The sequence below is a fragment of the Labilithrix luteola genome, assembly GCF_001263205.1.
GTDB lineage: Bacteria > Myxococcota_A > Polyangia > Polyangiales > Polyangiaceae > Labilithrix > Labilithrix luteola.
The window spans coordinates 12,131,794-12,150,603 of the sequence record NZ_CP012333.1 but is presented as its reverse complement, the minus strand read 5'-3'; the positions used below and the strand labels follow the sequence as shown (position 1 = coordinate 12,150,603).

At 65.4% G+C, this 18,810-nt stretch carries 12 protein-coding genes; 5 read left to right on the top strand and 7 right to left on the bottom strand.

The window, feature by feature from the left end:
* Positions 1 to 2 precede the first annotated feature (2 nt).
* Both AKJ09_RS52350 and AKJ09_RS52345 read right to left on the bottom strand, forming a co-directional pair.
* Positions 3 to 2,870, bottom strand: coding sequence for a serine/threonine-protein kinase (locus AKJ09_RS52350; protein ID WP_146655377.1), 2,868 nt, complete (start codon positions 2,868 to 2,870; stop codon positions 3 to 5).
* Positions 2,871 to 2,982: 112 nt separating this feature from the next.
* The gene (locus tag AKJ09_RS52345; protein ID WP_169928710.1) at positions 2,983 to 4,728 is read right to left on the bottom strand and encodes a cytochrome c3 family protein; all 1,746 of its coding nucleotides are present in this window, start codon (positions 4,726 to 4,728) and stop codon (positions 2,983 to 2,985) included.
* Between the two features lie 240 nt (positions 4,729 to 4,968).
* On the opposite strand from AKJ09_RS52345, the gene AKJ09_RS52340 reads away from it, so the two are divergent.
* Positions 4,969 to 5,355: a dienelactone hydrolase family protein gene (locus tag AKJ09_RS52340; RefSeq protein WP_169928709.1), complete on the top strand. Its 387-nt coding sequence runs from the start codon at positions 4,969 to 4,971 to the stop codon at positions 5,353 to 5,355.
* Between the two features lie 65 nt (positions 5,356 to 5,420).
* Complete coding sequence (locus tag AKJ09_RS52335) at positions 5,421 to 5,957, top strand: DUF4833 domain-containing protein (protein WP_169928708.1); 537 nt, start codon at positions 5,421 to 5,423, stop codon at positions 5,955 to 5,957.
* 100 nt (positions 5,958 to 6,057) lie between these two features.
* Here the strand turns inward: AKJ09_RS52335 and AKJ09_RS52330 are convergent, their stop codons facing one another.
* Complete coding sequence (locus AKJ09_RS52330; RefSeq protein WP_146655373.1) at positions 6,058 to 7,590, bottom strand: Atrophin-1 multi-domain protein; 1,533 nt, start codon at positions 7,588 to 7,590, stop codon at positions 6,058 to 6,060.
* Between the two features lie 58 nt (positions 7,591 to 7,648).
* Here AKJ09_RS52330 and AKJ09_RS52325 point away from each other — a divergent pair, with 58 nt between their 5' ends.
* The 3 genes from AKJ09_RS52325 to AKJ09_RS52315 all read left to right on the top strand — a co-directional run bounded on the left by AKJ09_RS52325 (position 7,649) and on the right by AKJ09_RS52315 (position 10,601).
* Positions 7,649 to 8,266: a hypothetical protein gene (locus AKJ09_RS52325; RefSeq protein ID WP_146655372.1), complete on the top strand. Its 618-nt coding sequence runs from the start codon at positions 7,649 to 7,651 to the stop codon at positions 8,264 to 8,266.
* A 221-nt stretch (positions 8,267 to 8,487) separates the two neighbouring features.
* Positions 8,488 to 9,579, top strand: coding sequence for a hypothetical protein (locus tag AKJ09_RS52320; RefSeq protein WP_146655371.1), 1,092 nt, complete (start codon positions 8,488 to 8,490; stop codon positions 9,577 to 9,579).
* A gap of 287 nt (positions 9,580 to 9,866) precedes the next feature.
* Complete coding sequence (locus AKJ09_RS52315) at positions 9,867 to 10,601, top strand: SDR family NAD(P)-dependent oxidoreductase (RefSeq protein WP_146655370.1); 735 nt, start codon at positions 9,867 to 9,869, stop codon at positions 10,599 to 10,601.
* Positions 10,602 to 10,633: 32 nt separating this feature from the next.
* On the opposite strand, the gene AKJ09_RS52310 is transcribed toward AKJ09_RS52315, so the two are convergent.
* From AKJ09_RS52310 to AKJ09_RS52295, 4 genes are all read right to left on the bottom strand, one after another.
* Positions 10,634 to 12,364 (bottom strand): sensor histidine kinase, encoded by a 1,731-nt coding sequence (locus AKJ09_RS52310; RefSeq protein WP_146655369.1) that lies wholly within the window; start codon positions 12,362 to 12,364, stop codon positions 10,634 to 10,636.
* Between the two features lie 106 nt (positions 12,365 to 12,470).
* A complete protein-coding gene (locus AKJ09_RS52305; RefSeq protein WP_169928707.1) occupies positions 12,471 to 13,853 on the bottom strand; it encodes an efflux transporter outer membrane subunit in 1,383 nt (460 codons plus the stop codon).
* A 29-nt stretch (positions 13,854 to 13,882) separates the two neighbouring features.
* Positions 13,883 to 17,062: an efflux RND transporter permease subunit gene (locus AKJ09_RS52300; RefSeq protein WP_146655367.1), complete on the bottom strand. Its 3,180-nt coding sequence runs from the start codon at positions 17,060 to 17,062 to the stop codon at positions 13,883 to 13,885.
* Positions 17,063 to 17,068: 6 nt separating this feature from the next.
* A complete protein-coding gene (locus tag AKJ09_RS52295) occupies positions 17,069 to 18,391 on the bottom strand; it encodes an efflux RND transporter periplasmic adaptor subunit (RefSeq protein ID WP_169928706.1) in 1,323 nt (440 codons plus the stop codon).
* Positions 18,392 to 18,810 lie beyond the last annotated feature (419 nt).

Below are 18,810 nucleotides of genomic sequence, written 5' to 3'. Positions count from 1 at the left end.
GCTCACTCGTCGGCGGCGGGATCGGCTTGGTGCTGTCCCGAGCGCCCCGAGCGGCTGCGCGAGTTCCGCTTGATGGCGGGTTCGGGGTTCGCACCGAGCCGCGAGAGCATGCGCTTCGCTTCGGCCGAGTCGGGGTGATTGGAGAGCCACTCTTCGAGTGCGCCTCGCGCTTCGCGACGACGCCCGGCGGCTTCGAGCGCCGCGGCAAGGAAGAGGCGAGGCTCGGCGCTGCCGTCGTGGACCGCCCACGCCTCCGCCGCTCGACGCGCTTCGCGCGTCTCGCCCGCATTCATCGCGGCGATGGCCCAAGCCTTGAGGGCCTTGGGGTCCGTCGAGCGGTCGCGCGCGTTCGCACGAGCGTCGGCAAGACGTGCCTTCGGATCTTCGCTCTGGCGCGCCGAGGCTCGGACGAGGAGGCCGTTTCCGGGCTCCTTGGCCGGCGCTTCGGCGACCACGGCCGGAGCCGCGGCCTGATCGTGCTTGCGTGACGGCTTCGCGTCGCGACGTGCGTCGTCGTCGCGGTCCTTGACGGGCACGAGCACGGGCGCGTTCGCGGCTACCGGCTCGGCCTTCGGCGCCTCGGGGGCGCTCTCCGCCGTCACCGGCGGGGCAGGGACGGGGTCGGCTGCGGCCGCGGCCACGGCCACGATGGGCGGCGCAGCGACCTCGGGGGCTTCGGCGGCTGCGGGAGGTTGGGACGGAAGATCGGCGACCGCCAGCGTCGTGACCGACGGCTTGCTCGTCATCGCGGTTACTGTGCGGTGAAGCTTGTCCTTCAGACCCGCCACGGCGATGAGGCCAATGGAGGCCATGACCGCCACCGCCGCGAATGCACGGGCGCGCTTGCGACGGCGATCCGGCGCGCGCAGGGCTTCTTCGAGCGCTTCACGCATCGCGCGTGCGCTCTCGTAGCGAGCGTCTTTCGACTTCGCCAGGGCCTTGAGAATGACGGCTTCGAGCTCGCCCGGAATGACGGCATGCGGCGCACGCGTGCGCGGGTGCTCCGGCTCTTCGCGCAGCTGCTTGCCCATCACCACGACGGCCGAGCCCTCGAAGGGACGCGCGCCGGTGACGAGCTCGTAGAGCACGCACCCGAGCGCATAGACGTCACATCGTGCGTCGACCGCCTCACCCGCGACCTGCTCGGGCGCCATGTACTCGGGCGTGCCGAACACGGCGAAGCCCTTCTGGCGCTTCTCGGGCGCGCCTCCGCCCGCCGTCTCCGCGAGGGCCATGGCGACGCCGAAGTCGAGGAGCTTGAGCTCGCCTTCCGAGGTGAGGAACAGGTTCTGAGGCTTGAGATCCCGATGAACGAGGCCGGCGTCGTGTGCGGCTTCGAGCGCGCGCGTGGCCTGGATCGCGAGGCGCGTGGCCGATCGCCATCCGAGTCCCTTTTCGGCCTCGATGTCGAGCGTGTGGCCGTCGAGCAGCTCCATCGCGAGGAACACACGACCGTCGATCGACTTGCCGAAGTCGTGCAGCTGGACGAGGTTCGGATGCGAGAGCTTGGCCACCGCGCGCGCTTCGCGACGGAAGCGTTCGACCGCATCGTGGGCTGCCGCGTGCGCCGCCGAGAGAACCTTCACGGCGTACTTGCGACCGAGCTCCATGTGCTCGGCCTCGAAGACTTCGCCGCTCGCGCCTTCGCCGATCTTCTTGAGGAGGCGATAGGGCGTGCCGCCGAGGATGGTCGGATCGGCGGTCATCTGCGCCGCGTGGATCTCCATCACGCCGCTTGCGGGCGGCGTCTCGTTCTCGCGACGGAGCTCACGCGCTTGCTTGAGGATCTTCGCGAACTCGGCGCGCGAGCGGGCGGGCTCGTGCGGCCAGAGCGTCTTCATGAGGGCGCTGATGCGGGCTCGCGTGCTGCGTTCGCCGGACTTGCCGGCCGGAGCCTGCGCGAGAACACGGGCCAGATCGGTGGCGGCGACGGAGGCGTTCGCGTAGCGCTCGTCGGGATCGTTCGAGCAGAGCTTGGCAATGATGACGTCGAGCTCACGCGGAATGCCGCGCGTCGGAGCGAGCAGGGGGATCTCGAACTTGTTCGCGGCAACCTCTTCGAGGTGCTTCTGCGCTTCGCCCGAGAGCAGGCGCTTGCCGGCGCACAGCTCCCAGAGCATGACACCCATCGCGTAGATGTCGATGCGTCCGTCGCCGACCTGCTGGCGGGCGACTTCCGGCGCGACGTAACCGGGCTTCGCGAAGACGACGCCGGCGACGGTGTGGCAGCGGCGGTTGTGGCCGCGCGCGGTGCCGAAGTCGATGAGCTTCACCTCGCCCGCGTGACCGATCATCACGTTCTGCGGGGAGAGGTCGCGGTGAACGATGCCGAGCGGCGTGCCGTCGGCACCGGCGCGCTCGTGCACGTGCGCGAGGGCCTGGCCCATCTCGATGGCAATCGCGGCAGCTTCAGGCCAGCCGATGCGGGCACCGACCTGCACGGCGCGATGGCGAAGGTCGGCGAGCGAGCGCCCTTCGACGTACTCGACGACCGTGTACGGCTCGCCGTTCTCGTCGGTCGAGGCCTCGAGGATCTGCGCGACGCCCGGGTGGTTGAGCTGCGACTGGACGCGAGCCTCGTCGAGGAAGCGCGCCAGGAAAGATCCATCGTGAATGTGATCGCGACGGACGGTCTTCACGACGATGGGACGCTCGGCACCCTCGATGCCGGTCGTGGCCGCGAGGTAGACGTCGCCCATGCCCCCGCGCGCGAGCAGCTTGAGCAGCAGAAGCCGCCCGAAGACGCGGGGCAGCGGAATGCTGACGACGGACGCCGAGGAAAATCCCTTGTCGGCGGCGTTGGCAGGAGCCGGCTGGCTCGCAGGCGCTTCCCGCTTCTCGTCTCCGGCTTGGCGCTGAGCTTCGCTCATGCCCCTTGCATAAGGAGGGCGGCGGCAGAGGGCCAAGTTTCGGGGGAAGGGGCTTGACGGCCCTTGCGGCTCGGCGCGTCAAAAGCGCCAGAGCCGCTCCGCAGGTTCGCCCTTACAAGCCGCTGTTCGGGTGAGTCGTGTGACACGTCGCGGTGCATTGCTGGAATGCCGTTGCCAGCGTCCCGCCCACGTACGCGCTCTCGATGGGGCCGAACTTCGTCACGTGGCTGGGCGGATAGGACTTGTGGCAGGAGAGGCACGCGCTCTGGCTCGTTCGCGCGATGCTCGCGTTGTCGAGATGGCACGAGGCACATCGCGTGAGCGGAGCATCGAAGCGCCCCGAGCGTGAGTGAACGAAGTGGGTGCGCACGGAAACGGGGCCCTCCGGTTCGAAGGTCAGAGGTGCGTGACACGGCGTGCACGTGGCGCGGTTGTCGTTGCCGTGGAGCACGATGCCGAGCGCACCGCCTCCGTCATGGCAGGTCTTGCATCCGCCAGTGCCGAGCTTCGCTTCGGTGTGCTCTGCCGTGCCGACCTGGATCTCGATCGTGCGGGTTCGCGGGAGCTCCTGACCTAGATAGTTGCGTCGCGCTTTCAGGCTCACCAGGTACGTTCCGGCGGGGGCGTCCGGTGGGAGTCGGAAGGTGAACTCGTCGCTCACGGGCGCAGTGATGTTGCCGGCGAGCAGGTTGCCGAACGTCGGAAACGACCATGCTTGCCCGAAGACTCCGTCGCGCGAGAGGACGCCCGTGGTCACGATGCCGTCGGGGGATGCGAGGTCCGCCGGGCCGAGCGTCGAGCGGATCGGCTGTACGGCTTGCGCGGGGCCGACGATGCTGGCGACCATCTGGTGCTCCCGGTGCTTGCGGCGCCAGTACGTCGCGACGGGGTCGGCTGCGTTCCAGTACTGGAGTCCCGAATCGTTCGCGGTCAGCGACTCGAGGTACGTTGGGAGCGATCCGACGGGGTGAAGGCGCGTCCCCGAGCCGTCGCGGAACGTGACACGGAATCGGAGCGTCGTGCCCGGAGCATAAATGCCGCCCGCTTCTGCGGGAGTGAGCGGGTCGATCGAAATCCCGAAGTTGTAATCGAACGTCGGTGACCCGACCTGGATGACCGGAATGGAGTACGTGCGTGTCCGCCAGCGCATGCGCAACGCTGTCGTCGAGGGCTGGAGTTTGATGGCGTGCGACGCCCGCGTCGCGTTTCGAAGCTCGACCAGCGCCTCTTCCACGTAGTTCGTCGCCGTGGTGCAGTCGCCCCGCGACGCGCAGTCCTTTGCGTACTGGATGGCGCGAAGCCGTCGGACGAAGAAGTTGTCCGCCGGGGTCCGGTCGTCCCCCTTACCGACGTGCACGGTCCACGGAGGAGCGGTCGGCTGTCCACCGGCGTCGATCTGGTCGACGACGATCACGCTCTGTTCCTCCATCCAGCGCGCGCTGCGATAGAAGCGTCGCCGCTCGAAGGTCCCGTCCGGATTCGGCGCGGCAAGCACCTCCTCATCGCGGAGCGAAAGCCCGCTCCAATCGAGGGAGGCGAAGTCCCCCGATGTCGCCAGGCCCTGTACGCCGTGGTCCACTGCAGCGGTGGTGCTGGCGCGGATATCGATCTGATCGATATAGAGCTGCTGATTCGCGCGCACGCGGAGCGGAGTCCCGCTGCCGTTGTCGACGTCGAGTGCGATCCCGATCGGCGTGTCGGTCGTCGTCGGCCCTTCGCTGGGACCCGTCACCTGGAGGGCGGAGGTGGCTCGAGCCGTTGGACCCGCCGGATCGACCGCGCGCTCGCCGCCTCCGTCCGAAACTGCACATGATGCGGCGACACCGACCAACGCCGTCCCGAGAAGGACATCGAGCACGCGCGCTGATCCATGCCGCTCGATTGCGCGGACTACCCCTGCGATTCGGCGCATTGCATTTCCCCCTTCAAAGCGAGCTAACGTACCGGGGAACGCCAGCACAGCGCGGCAGAGGAGGTGAGATCGTTGCCTTGTCCGGCCACGTCCTTCAGCCCCCAGCCACCCGAGCCCCGATAGCGGACGGCCTCGTCAACCGCCCCGCGGCGCACATAGGACATCGGAGCGCCGACGAGGTCAAGCGTGGACGGACGTACGCAAGTCGGCCGCGCATTCAGGCCAAACGTCGCGCTCTCGTCGGTTGGTGGTGGATGGGCGACTCTACTCGCGTCGCAGTGGCCAGACGTGAGCGCCGTCGTTGCCTATTACGGAGTCGCCGACGCCGACGATGCCGCCATCGCGAAGATCGGCGCCCCAGTCCTCCTCGTTTGCGGAACGCAGGACGATACGGCCGAGGACGTCGTCGCCTTCGAAGCTGCCCTCAAAGCGCAACGCAAAGCCGTGCAGACAATCTGGAACGGAGAGGGCCATAATTTCGCCGACCCTTCGAATCCTCGCTATTCGCTCCGCGCTGCGGACGCCGCGTATCGAGAGGTTCGCACCTTCCTCCAACGCGCTCTGCACGACTGACCCCGGGCGGCGCGACCGCCGGCGAGCGCGACCGCTTTGGCATCGAAATCGCTATGCTCGGCGTCATGCGCGGTCGTGTTCACGCGATTTTCGGGCGCCGAAGCGCCCTTCAGGGGGGCATCGCTCTCGCAGCTCTTGCGCTCACGCGCAAATCTCGCGCGGGTCAGTCGACCCAATCGCTGTTCCGCATCGACCGGAGCAAGAACGCGAACATCGTCCAGTACGACGCTGTTCTCCTCAGCCCGACGGAGCTGAACAAGGACAGGCCCATCATCGGCTACTGGATCAACAAAGCAGAGGACGGCCGGAGGATGGAGTTCAACGCCCTCGACAAGCTGGCATACGGCTTCAAGGTCGAGCGCGAGAAGGGCACGTCGTCCTGGATTCTCCGGCTCGCAGCGTCGCCGAAGCGGCCGATTCGTGTCGTCTGGTGGAACGGGCGCTGGGTACCGCAGATGCTCATCGCGGGGACGTCGGCGGTCCTCGACCATCTGTACGTCGTGACCGACGAAGGGGGCGTCATCCCCACCGTTCGCTATGTCGACGCGTTCGGAGCCGAGATGGCGACCGGCAAGCCGGTGACCGAGCGGCTGACGCCCTGAACGTTTGCATTCCTCGCCCCGGACGACGCCGCGCGGCGCGAGTCGGACCCGTGCAGCGCTAGCTGCGAGCGCGCGCGATCACGAGCGACGCTCGCCAACGTCACTCCGCGACGAGTGTACCTCGAACACTCGAGCCGGCGCCGACTCCGCTCGTTGCGACGAGAATCGGATATCCGTTGTCTGCGGGCATGGTGAACGTCTTGAACTCGCCGTCGCCGAGACTGCCCGTATCGAAGACCGTCTTGAATTTGCTGTCTTTGAACTGAATCGCCAGTTTCGCTCCGCCCGTCGCCGCGACGCTGAAGCGGAACGAGGTCCCCGGAGTCCACGGCGCCCAGCTGAGTCGCGGACTCCACGTATTCGTCGTCTGCGTTTGCGTGACCACTGTGGTCGTCGCGGGGAACACGAGCGCCTGCTTCCAGGAGTCGAACGTGCCACCGTTCGTCACGGTGCTCCACAGTCCACGCATCGACATGCGATTGAGGTTTTGATTGGGCGTGAAGGTATTGCCATTTCCGTCGACGAATTGGTCGGCACGAGCAACACGAAGTGCGTGGGCGATGTCGAACAGCTGGTTCTCGACGACGCTGTCCCACTCGCCTGGCCCCTTCGTCGATACCGTGAAGGAGCTGCCGTTCTCGACGTAGATGGCAAACGGCGTGTCACCGTTCGTGTCGACGAGGCGAGCTCCGTAGGTCTGAAGAGTCTTGATGACCTTCAGAAGCCCCGGCGACGTGATCTTCGAGGTATCGAACGTCGACGGCAGCATCAGCAGCGATCCCATCGGGATCTGGCCTTTGTAAGCCGTCGCGCTGTTGCCATCTTCCAACGTTGCAGGGAAAACGAATCCGGGTTTCTCCGCCGTTCCGTCGAGCGAGAGCGCAAGAGCATGATGGAACATCGGCTCGCCGTCGTTGGACTCGGCGATGCGGATGAGGCCAGCGATGGTACAGACCCCCGAGGCACGAGCGCCTTGAGAACGATGAGCGGGATCGGCGAAGCCCGATCCGGCGAGAGGTGACCACGCGTATTGCGTCGCGTGCCAGACCTTCGAAGCGTCTTGTTTGAGTTGCCAGAACGAGTGGATGATGCCCGCTTCGACGTCGACGATGTCCGCGTGGCCATCGCTCCCCGTGGCCGCCACGACGGACGCCGGCCAGTGTGGAATGACGACGGGGCATGGACCGAGCACGTCGGAGCAATTCGGATTTGTCGCGCCGCCGTTTCCCTGAACGGTCATCGGCGGGTCGGACGGTGACGCCAAGAACCCCGCCGTCGAGAAGGGACCGCCGGAAACCGTGGGGAAGAAGTCGAGGCGCTTCGTCGGAGGAATTTGATAGTCCCCCAAAACGGGATTCACCGGTTGACTGTTCCACAGCGAATCGGCCGCGAACGGACGATCGAACGTTCCCCAAGCCACGCCGGCGTCTCCACCACCGCCATCGGTCCCCGGTACGTTCGCGTTTCCGTTCGCGTCGGGGGTGGCGCTCGTCGAGGCGTCGGCCATCGGTGCCGACTCGTCCGACGAACCACAAGCTGCACTCGATGCCAAGACGATGAGCGGGAGGATGAGCGGGACGATGAGTGTCGTGGCGAGGGTTCCGCTGACTGCCCCACGAGCGACGCGCATCATCGAAGGATTCGTACCGCGCGACGCCGCCCTGAAGCAAGGAACGTCGGTTCACGATTTCGTGACGGAGCGGCGAGAGAAAGACCGTCGTAATGCCGACCCGACCGCGGAACGCATGCTCGGAACCTCGGGGGCCCAGGCGGACCCGACGCGAGAGGGAACGTCGGGGCTCGAGCCGAGCCCGACGACGCCCGATGGAGGCTCGCCCCAATCGCCACCTGAAGAAGGAATGCTGTGCTGCGCGATGGCCTGCGGTCCCATCTTCGAGAATTCCTTTTGGTCAGAGCTCGATGATGCAACGCTTCGGACAAGCAGCTTCTCGGTGTGCCGTAACTCGGAGTGCTTCGAAGCCACGCTGACCGACGCGGTGCCGCCGCCACGCGGTCCCGGCTCGGGAATAATCAAGCAGTTCGTCGACTCGAGCGAGCGGGAACAGTCGCACGCGCCGCTCATCGAACTGCTCATCTGGGAGCGCGAAGCGCCAGGTGCGCCTCGTCACATGATCTTGAGCTACCTGCCGTGGGCGTCGAATGACTGGAGGGACGGTGACGTTTACGAGCTGACGATGAAGGATGGAGAGGGCACCGTCGTCTTTCATCGGCAAACGACGGTCACGTACACGATCAGCCAAGTGTGCTGTCAGACGTGCGGGCATGCCGGCTTCGACGGCGGTACGTGAGCGTAATTGGCAATGTGCACCGATCTCGGCGACAGCGCAGCGCGATGCTCTCCGCGGACTCGCTGCCAGAATGACACGCTGACATTTGCGTCTCTCGGGAACGTTGCCACGTTGCCATGTTGGCGCGGGGGCGTCCTAGGCCGCGACGAGGAAGAGGCCGCTTTTGTCGTGCGCTGTCTCGCCATCAAGCTCTGGCACGCCCTCTGCTGTGCGGGTTCCCCATGGCCCATTCGCTCCCGCCGCTTCCGTCGCTTTTCCCCCATGGACCGCGGCGTCGTGTCTTGCTCGGGCTCGCGCTCGGAGCATCGTGCGCCGTCGCGATCTCCGTCGTCAGTCGCCGCGCCGAGGCCGCGACGATCGACTTGAACCCGGCCTATGCGGGAAATCCGCCGGCGCTCCCGCGCATCGGCGCCGACGGCACGATCGTGAAGAAGCGCCCGCTCAACCTCACTCCCGAGGGCGTGAACCTCCAAGACTGCCTGGACAATCAGTCGATCCGCTTCCCGCTCGTCCTCGCTCAGTTCCAGGCGAACGCCTCCCTCCAGGCCTGGGCGACCCTCTCGGGGGCCGATTGCTCCCTGCAGGCCAATCGAATCAGCGCGGCGGCCGTTTGCTGGAACCTCGTGACCGGAATTCCGCTCCAACAGTTCCCGGTCGTCGACATCCCCGTTCGCAAAATCATGTCGGGTGCGCTCTCGCCGGCGTCGCCCGATGCCACCCAGGCCATTTGCGGGAAGGTCGATCTTGCGAGCTTCTCCGTTCAGTTTCTTTATTTCGATCCGGGACAGGTCGCGACGCCTTCGGCGACTACGGCCTTTCCGGTCCTGGTCGATACCATCGGCCCGCCGCCGCCGAGTGGGATCACCGCGCTTCCCGGAAACGCGAGCATCACGGTCGAGTGGCAGTCGATCAGCGGCGGAGGCGGCCTCACGGCGCTGACGGGGGTGAACGTCTACTGTGATCCGGCTTCGTCGTCGGCCGCGCCCGATGCATCGGCATCGACGTGTTCGAGCCCGAACTTCACCGCGAACACGTTGCCCAACAATGACTTCAACGCGCGCTTCTTGTGCGGAGGCGTCACCGGCAACACCGGAAGCTCCGCGATTGCGAAAAGCATCAACGGTGTTCCACTCCAGAACGGCATTCGCTACGCCGTTGCCGTCGCCGCGACCGACGCCTTCGCGAACGTCGGCCCACTCTCGTTTCCGCCCGTCTGCGCGACGACGGACGCGTCACTCCCCGTTGCCGTGGCCGAGGGCGGCGGCGGCTGCTCCGTCGCGGGCCTCGGGGGGCCACCGGAGGCTTCAGCGTGATGGCGCTCGTGGGCGCGCTCACGGCGGCGACACTGCGCCGGCGTCTCGCGCGGCGGGATGCTCGGAGCCGCGACTCCAGCGACTCGAAGGACGCACTTTTTCGAGACGTCGCGTGAGCGAGGAGGGCTGGCCCGCGGCGATCAAGTGCACATTTGCGAGGCGCGTGTGTGGCCATGCTCGCGGAAGCTATTAACTGAAGCCGTACGAGCGCACACGGTGCGGCCCCATGCCGTCTCGTACGCGGAGCAGAAGGTGACCAGGTTCTGCATGTGGGAGAGGAGGGAAAGATGAGGCCACTCGAAGGGCGTGTCGCCATCGTGACGGGGGCCGCGCAGGGAATCGGTCGCGCCATAGCGGTCAAGCTCGCCGAACAAGGTGCCGAGCTGGTCCTCGTGGACCAGAAGGTCTCGTCCGAGACGGCCGAGGAGATTGGCCGTCGAACGATGTCACTCGTCGTCGACGTGTCGAGCGACGATGGGTGGGCTCGGATGGCGAAGGACGTCGACCAGGAGCACGGGCGCGTCGACATCGTCGTCAACAACGCAGCCTACTATCCACACGCGCTCCTGGAGGACCTCACATTCGATATCTGGCATCGAACGATTGCCGTCAACCTGGATGCGTGTTTCTTGAGTGCGAAGTACTTCATCCCGATGATGCGAAAGCGTACGTGGGGGCGAATGGTGAACATCTCGTCGAATTCGATCGGGACGAATTCGAAGGGAATGAGCCACTACATGGCCTCGAAGATGGGAATCCTCGGTTTTACCCGCGGTCTCGCCAATGAGGTGGCGGACGATGGAATCACGGTCAACGCCGTTCTGCCGGCGATTACGAACACGGCCGCGACTGCGGGTATGCCGGAGGAAGCAAGGCGAAGTGTGTGGCAGCAGCAGGCGATTCAGCGATTCGCGGAACCGATGGACATCGCCGGTCCTGTCGCCTTCCTTTGTGGGAACGATGCGGCTTTCATCACTGGACAATCGATCGTGGCCGACGGCGGCATGTACAAGATTTCGTGACGCGAGTGCCAGTGGGACTACGTCATGCAATTTCACGGATGCGCGGGAACCACGGCCGCGTTGGCGCTCGGCAGATCTATCGTGAACGTCGCCCCCTTGCCGGGGTCGCTGGTGACCGCGACCGATCCTCCATGCGCCTCGACGATGCTCCGCACGAGGAAGAGCCCGAGCCCCAATCCGCCGTAGTGCGTGATGGGGGCCGCGCGCTCCAACTTACCAAAGATTCGCGCCTGATCTTCTCTGCCAATGCCTATGCCGTAATCGCGAACCATGAGCGTCACCCGATCGGCTTCGCTCCGTAGGCGCACCTCGACCGGCTTGCCTGCGCCGAACTTCAATGCGTTCGTCAGCAGCTCGGTAACGACCCCTTCGATCCGGAACGGGTCCACGTCGGCGCGGATCTCCGGCTCCACGTCGAGTATGAGCTCGCCCCCACTCCTCGCCAATGGCTCACGAAATCCCTGACAAGCGTCGTGAACGAGGAGCGAGAGATCGACATTCTCGCGCTCGAGCGGCGCGAACCCGCGCTCCATGTGAGCCACGTCCACGACGTGCTCCACCAGTCTGACCAAGCGATCGAAGTTGCGCTGGAGGCCGCTGACAATCTCCGACAGGACGGACTTCTGCGCCGCGACGTCTGCTTCGCGTAACCGGCGCGCCAGCATCCAGAGATGCATTTTCATCGGGGCAAGCGGTGTCCGGAGCTCGTGCGCCGTGATCGCCAGGAACTCTTCGCGCATGCGCAGCGCTGCGGCAGACTCCTCGCGAGCCCGACGCTCCCTCGCGAGGAGCAAATCGGATCGGACGGCCATGAGCACGGTCATGGCAAACGCAATCAGCAACGACACGTTCACGGTCGTCGGATCTCGGTAGATGAGTAGCCCGATGGAGAGGGATAGAAGGACCACACCCCAGACGAAGGTCATGGCGGCCGGGAGTCGGGTGACGGGCAACGCCCGTTTGTCTCGAAGGAGAGGGAGCTGCTCTTCGGCTGCCAGGTAGAGAAGCGCGAATGCCAGCGTCCACAAGGCGTCGAAGGGGCGCCCCGAGGAGTAACCCCGCTTGACCATCACGGTCACGAACTCGAAATACGCTCCCGTGAGCACGGCCAGACCAGCCAGGAGCAAGCGTGCGACACGTCGAGAGAGGTTCGTCGGGCGCGAGAAGAGCACGGCGCCCCTGATCAACGCGGCCGAGTAGCAGATGCCTCGGGTGACAACAGGGAAGAGCTCGTGAGGACTCCAGGACACTCGCGAGAGTGGTGCGTAGAGCAACGACAACCAGATCAAGAGGACGAGGCAGAAGGCGCTGGCCCCTTCCAGCAGTTCGTCCCAGCGTTCCCTGTCGGCGGCGGCGCGGAAATACGAGAGGCCGAAGACGAAGAACACCGGCATGATGCTGAAGGCGCTCGAAGGGACCTCGAAAACCGGAGCGGGGATGCCTTTCGCGACTTCACGGAAGCTCCACCACAAGATCGAGAGGAGCCACGAGACGATCCCGATGCCGAGCAAGAGCCAACCCTTCCGCTGAGGACGCGGGGCCAGCCGAGAGACACGGAAGAATTGCAAGGCCGCGGTGAGCGAGGCGCCCGTCCAGCACAGGTCGGACCAGAACCGCGATGCCGGCGTACCGGGGCCGAGCAGCAATACGCCAGCGGCATGCGCGATGACGTACGCCGCGATGACCGCCAGCGCCACGTTGTGCCGTCCCGTCCCGTACGAACGACGGGATGACACCTGCAGCGAGGTGTTGGAGCCCGACATCGGAGGATGGGGAACCGACTGCAATCCGGGAGCCAGCCGCGAGCTCCTGCCGGGCTCGGAGGCGCGCTAGCGATAAACGTGGGTAGGCTCACGCCGGCCGAAGCGATCAGCGTTGCGTGAGCCACCAGCCGCCGCCCAGCGTTCGATACAGCTGGACGTAGGCCACGAGCTGCTGCCCTTCCAACTGCGCGAGCGACAGCTCGTTCGGGAACAGCTGCTCTTGTGCGTTGATGACGTCGAGGTACGTCGCCGTGCCGCCGTCGAATTGAATGCGCGAGACCTCGAGCGCGCGGCTGAGCGCGGCGACCTGCTTCGCGGTGGCGGCTCGTCGTTCGCGCAGCTTCTCGAGCGAAACGAGCGCGTCCGCGACGTCTTTGAAGGCCCTCGTGACCGTTTCGATGTAGGTCGTTCTCACCGCCAGCCACTCCTTCTTTTGCGCATCGAGCTGGTCGCGCAGCTGGCTGCCCTGCAAAACGGGCGCGAGCCAATTCACGCTCCCGCCCACGGAGTAGACTCCCGACGTATTCGTTCCTCCCTGGGAGACAAGGGCCAGATCATTGCTGACGATGCCGCCGAGGGCCGTGAGCGAGACCGTCGGAAACAGGTTGGCCGTGGCGACACCGACTTGCGCATTGGCGGCGACGAGATTGGCTTCAGCCTGCCTCACGTCGGGTCGGCGTTCGAGCAGCGCCGAGGGCAACCCCGCGGGCACCTCGGGCGGTTCCGCGAGCGTATCGCCCGTCGGCGAACGCGCGATGGGACCCGGCGTGCGCCCCATGAGAAGCGCGATCGTGTTCTCGGTCAGCGCGATCTGCTGTTCGGCGTTCGCGAGTGTATCTTTCGCGCCGTAAAGGTCGGCTTCGGCGCGCGCGACGTCGAGATCCGTTCCCACGCCGCCCTCGGCTCGGACGCGGAACAGGTCGAGCAACTCCGCGCGCGACGTCACGGTCCGGTCGGCGATGCTGCGCTGAAGGTCGAGCGCAAGGAGCTGGAAATAGTTCTGCGCGACGTCGGCGAGCACGGTCACCCAAACGCCGCGTCGCTCCTCTTCCGATGCCGCGTACTGTGCGCGCGCAACTTCCCGGTTTCGACGAATGCGTCCGAAAACGTCGATTTCCCACGACACGTTGCCCGTGGCGTTCACCGCCCAGAACGGCTGCGGAGTCGCGCCCAGGCCGGAGAGTGAATTGCCATAATTGCCCGTCGACGCTGCGCTCACGCTGGGCAGGAGCTGGGCGCCTGCGGCGCGCGCGAGGGCACGCGATTCGTCGACGCGCGCAGAAGCAACAATCAGGTCGAAGTTGCTTTTCAATGCATCGTTGACGAGTGCGTGGAGCGGGTCGTCCTGAAACACCTTCCACCACGGGAGATCGGCGAGCGATTCCGCTGTGGTGCCGGTCTGGAATCGGTAGCTCGAGGGCGCCGTCAGCTTCGGGCGTTCGTAGTTCGGCCCGACGGCACACCCCGTCACCACGGCGGCGGCGAGCAATACGAATCCGCGTATGCGCGCTCCCGGCGTCACGGTTGGGCCGTCACGGGCTTCGGCGCGGGCGCTTCGCTCGGCGGCTCCGTCTTTCCTTTCTTGCGCTTCAGGAACGCCACGAGTCGCTCGACCGCAACGAAGAGCGCCGGCGTGATGAAACTCGCGATCAGCGTCGCCGAGAGCATGCCGAAGATGACGACGGTGCCGAGGATTCGACGCGATACCGCGCCCGCGCCGGTGGCGCCGAGCAACGGCAGCATGCCGAAGACGAACGCGAAGGACGTCATCAAGATTGGCCTCAGACGGAGCCTCGCGCCTTCGAGGGCGGCATCGGTGACCGATTTGCCCGACTCGAGCTCGGAACGCGCGAACTCGACGATCAAGATCGCGTTCTTGGCCGCAAGGCCGATGAGCATGATGAGGCCGATCTGGGCATAGACGTTGAATTCCATTCGCAGCGCGAGAAGGCCGAGAAAAGCGCCGAGTGCGGCGATGGGTGTACCGAGCAAGACGGTGAACGGAAGCGACCAGCTTTCGTAAAGGGCGGCGAGGATCAGGAACACCGACAGGATCGCGAGCGCAAACGTGCCCGCCGCGCTGGGTTGGTTTGCCTGCTGATACGAGAGAGCGGACCACGCATACGAGAAGTCCGGGCCCAGCGTCTGATGCGCCACCTCTTCGAGCGCCTTCATGGCCTGTCCCGAGCTGTAACCCGGCGCAGGCTGCCCCGTCACTTCGGCCGAGGAAAAGAGATTGAAACGGGTCGTGAACTGAGGGCCAGCCGTGTCCTCGATCGTGACGAAGGAGGAGAGCGGAACCATCACGTTGTTCTTCGAGCGAACCCAGAATTGGCTCATCTGGGCCGCGTTCACGCGGTATTCGGGCGCGCCTGCGAGGTAGACGCGCCACTGCCGCCCGAAGCGATTGAAGTCGTTGATGTACGTGCTCCCCATGAACGCTTGGAGGGTCGCGTAGACGTCGCCGATGTCGATTCCCTCTTTCAGGACCTTGTCGCGATCGACGTTCGCGAAGATTTGAGGGACCTGCGCGCGAAACGTCGTGATGGCCCGACCGATCTCCGGTCGCTTCGAGGCGGCCTCGAGGAACTTGGCAGTCTGCAGCTCGAGTTCGCGAGGAGTGTGCGTACCGCTTCGGTCTTGAATGAGAATGTCGAAGCCGCCTCCCGTCCCGAGTCCTTGAATCGGGGGCGGTGGAAACGCCACGATCGTTGCCGCAGGAATGCCGCCAAAGAAGCGACGGTTCAGCGTGGAAGCGATACCTGCTGCAGTCAGCGCTTCGCCTTTGCGCTCGTCCCAAGGCTTCAAGCCGACGAAGACGAAGCCCGAGAACGTCGAGGTGCTCTGCGAGAGGAGGCTGAAACCGGCGATCGTGGCGTAGTTTTGGACGCCCTCCGTCTTGTCCAGGATCGCGCCGAGCTCGCGACATACTTCGTCCGTCCGCTGGAGCGAAGCTGCCGCCGGCAGCTCGATATTCACGAACAGGTAGCCCTGATCTTCTTCGGTGAAGAAGCCCGTCGGCGTCTTCTTTCCGAGCCAGCCGGCGCCTGCCGTCAGGATCACGAGAAGGCCGATGGCGATGACGAGCTTTCGCGCCAGCACGGCGCTGCCGGCGACGTAGCGGTCGCGGGTTCGGTCGAACGTGCGATTGAACGCACCGAAGAAACGGCCGGCAAGCGTCTTCTTCTTCCCCTCCTTGCGCGGGCGAAGCATGAGCGCCGAGAGCGCAGGGCTGAGCGAGAGCGCATTGAAGGCTGAAATGATGACCGAGATGGCGATCGTGAGCGCAAACTGCTGATAGAGTCGGCCCGCGATTCCGGGGATGAAAGCGACCGGAACGAAGACGGCCGAGAGGACGAGCGCGACGGCGATGATGGGCCCGCTGATCTCCTCCATCGCCTTCAGGGCCGCTTCTCGCGGCGCCATCCCATCCTCGATGTGGCGCTCGACGGCTTCGACGACCAGGATCGCGTCGTCGATGACGAGACCGATCGCGAGCACGAGCCCGAAGAGCGAAAGCGTGTTGATGGAAAACCCGAGGACGGGAAACACCGCAAAGGTCCCGATGAGCGACACGGGCACGGTGAGCAGCGGGATGACCGTGGCCCGCCAGTTCTGGAGAAAGAGAAAGACGACGAGGATGACGAGACCAAACGCCTCGACGAGCGTCACGAGCACTTCGCGAATGCCTTCCGTGACGGGCAAGGTGGTATCCAGCGAGGTGACGAACACGACGTCGTTCGGAAAGCGTCTGGCGAGCTCCTCCATCTTCTTTTTTGCGCCGTCTGCGACCACCAGAGCGTTCGACCCGGGGGTCTGGAAGATGGCCAGAACGGCGGCCGGCTTGCCGGTGAATGCGGCGCGCTGCGTATAGCTCTCCGTGCCCAGCTCGATGCGCGAGACATCCCTCATCCGCACGGTCGAACCGTCTGGATTCTCGCGCACGACGATGTTGCCGAACTCCTCCGCGGTGGACAGGCGGCCTTGAGCTCGAATCGTGTACGTGAACTCCTGCCCGGGGGGCGCCGGCTCCCCACCGACCTGGCCTGCGGGATTGACCGTACTCTGCCTCAGGACCGCGCTGCGCAGATCGCCGATCGTGAGACCGAGCGTTTGGAGTGCATCGGGACGCACCCAAATGCGCATCGCGTAGTTCGCGGCGCCGTAGATCTGCGTCTGGCCCACGCCGGACACGCGTAGCAGCTCGTCGTTGACGTTGATGGTGACGTAGTTGGAGAGAAAGTCCGCGTCGTAAGTCCCGTGCGGCGAGTAGACCGAGAAGACGAGGAGAGGCGACGAGACGGCTTTGCGCACCGTCACACCGAGAGCGTTGACGTCCGCGGGGAGAAACGGCTGTGCCTGTGACACGCGGTTTTGCACGAGGACGTTGTCGATATCGATGTTCGACTCGACCTTGAACGAGACGTTCAGCCTCATGGTGCCGTCGTTCGCGTTGAACGACTGCAGGTAAATCATGTTGTCGACGCCGTTGATCTGCTGCTCGACGGGCGTCGCGACCGATTGCTCCACCGTCCGAGCATCGGCGCCGGGAAAGCTCGTCGTAATCTGGATTTGGGGAGGAACGATGTTCGGATATTGCGCAACGGGCAGTCGCGTGGCCGAGACGGCCCCCACGAGGATGGTGAGGATGGCGATCACCATCGCCATGACGGGGTGGTTGATGAAGAACTTGCCCATCGTCCGTCACCTTCCCGGCGTATTCGCGGGTGAACGAGGAGGACCGGCGTCCGTCGGTTTCGGCGGAGGACCGGCGTCCGCCGCGGCCGGAGTCGCCGCAGCGTCCCCTGCTGCGCCCGTGGCCGTCGGGGTCAGAGGATTTTGCAATTCGACGGCAGCACTCGACAGCTGCAACGTCGACGTGTCCGCGGCAGCGGGGGTGATGGGCGCTCCGGCTTTGACTTTCTGAGTTCCTTCGAGCACGACGCGCTCGCCGGCTTTGACTCCGTTCTCCGCAACGACGAAGGATCCGCTCGTCGGACCAAGCTTCACGTTGCGCACCTCCACGATGTTCTTGGGCCCGATGACCGCGACTTGGTTCTGCCCTTGCACCTGGCTCACGGAGCGTTCGGGGACGAGCACCGCATTTGGCAGCTTGTCCGTGAAGCGCACGCGCGCGTATTGCCCCGGCCGCAGAAGCATGTCCGGGTTCGGAAAGAGCGCCTGGATCGTCACCGTCCCTGTCGACGGGTCGACCTGACTCGACACGATGGCGATATACCCTCGATAGGGATAGTGTTGGTCGCCGGCCAGTACGAGGTCGAGCCTCTGCGCGGGATCGTCCGAGGGCTGCGCAAGGTCCGATATCGGGCGCTCGGAGAGCAGCCTTATGCGTTCGGCGTACTCGAGGTACTTCGCCTCGCTGATCTGGAAGACGAAACGGATCGGGTTGATGTTCGACACCGTCGTGAGCAGGGTGGGCGAGGCCTGCCCGACGAGGTTACCGATGCGGATCTGCGCGATGTCGGCGATGCCGTCGATGGGCGCGACGACCCTCGTGTAACCGAGATTGATGTTCGCTTGTTTGAGCTGCCCTTGCGCGAGCTCCACCTGGCCCTTTCCAGCGTGAACGGCGGCGATGGCGTTATCGAGTTGCTCCTTCGAGGCCGCACGCTTGGCTACGAGCGGCGTGTAGCGCGCGACGTCGGCCTCGGCCTTTTCGAGCGCCGCGCGCGCCTGGCCGAGTTGCCCTTCGGCCTGCAGCTGCGCGGCGCGAAGCGGTTCCGGATCGATCGTGAAGAGGAGTGCGCCTGCCTTGACGAAGCTTCCTTCGCGATAGTTCTGTTCGAGAAGCGTTCCGGCGACGCGCGCGCGGACTTCCGCCCTCACGTTCGCATCGAGCGTGCCCGCGAATTCGCGGTACACGGTGACATCCTTCTGCGTCACTTCAGTGACCGAGACGACGGGTGGAGGCGGAGCCTGCTCGCGCCGCTTCGCGCAGCCGATGAGCGCAATCGCGAGGCCGATGCACCGCCAATCGATTCGATGCCGCCGACAGCCGTTCACCATCAACCGGTTAAGGCGCGGACCCCACCGGTCAAGTCTGCTTGAGCCAACGCACGTGCCGATGCCGCACATGGCGACCGTGGCGATGCACCGGTGACATGGCGACCGCGCTGCGCGGAAAAATCAGCGCGTCGCGCGCGGCCAGATCGCGGCATCGGCGTTGAGCTCGCGACCGACGACGATGCGATCTTGGCAGTTCGGACAGGTCTCGTCGTCGAAGGTGCGACGCGGGAGCTTCAACACGACGTACGCATCGGGCCGGGCGGAAGCCCTTCACCGCCCGAAGCCCCATGGGAGGCATGGCCGCCCTCGAGCGTCGCTTTACGACGATCCAGTCCGAGCTCGCCGGTCTCGCCCCTGACACCGAAGAAGCGCGTCAGCGTGCAGGTGTCACGCGAATTCCGCGTTCTCCCCGGAGTTCG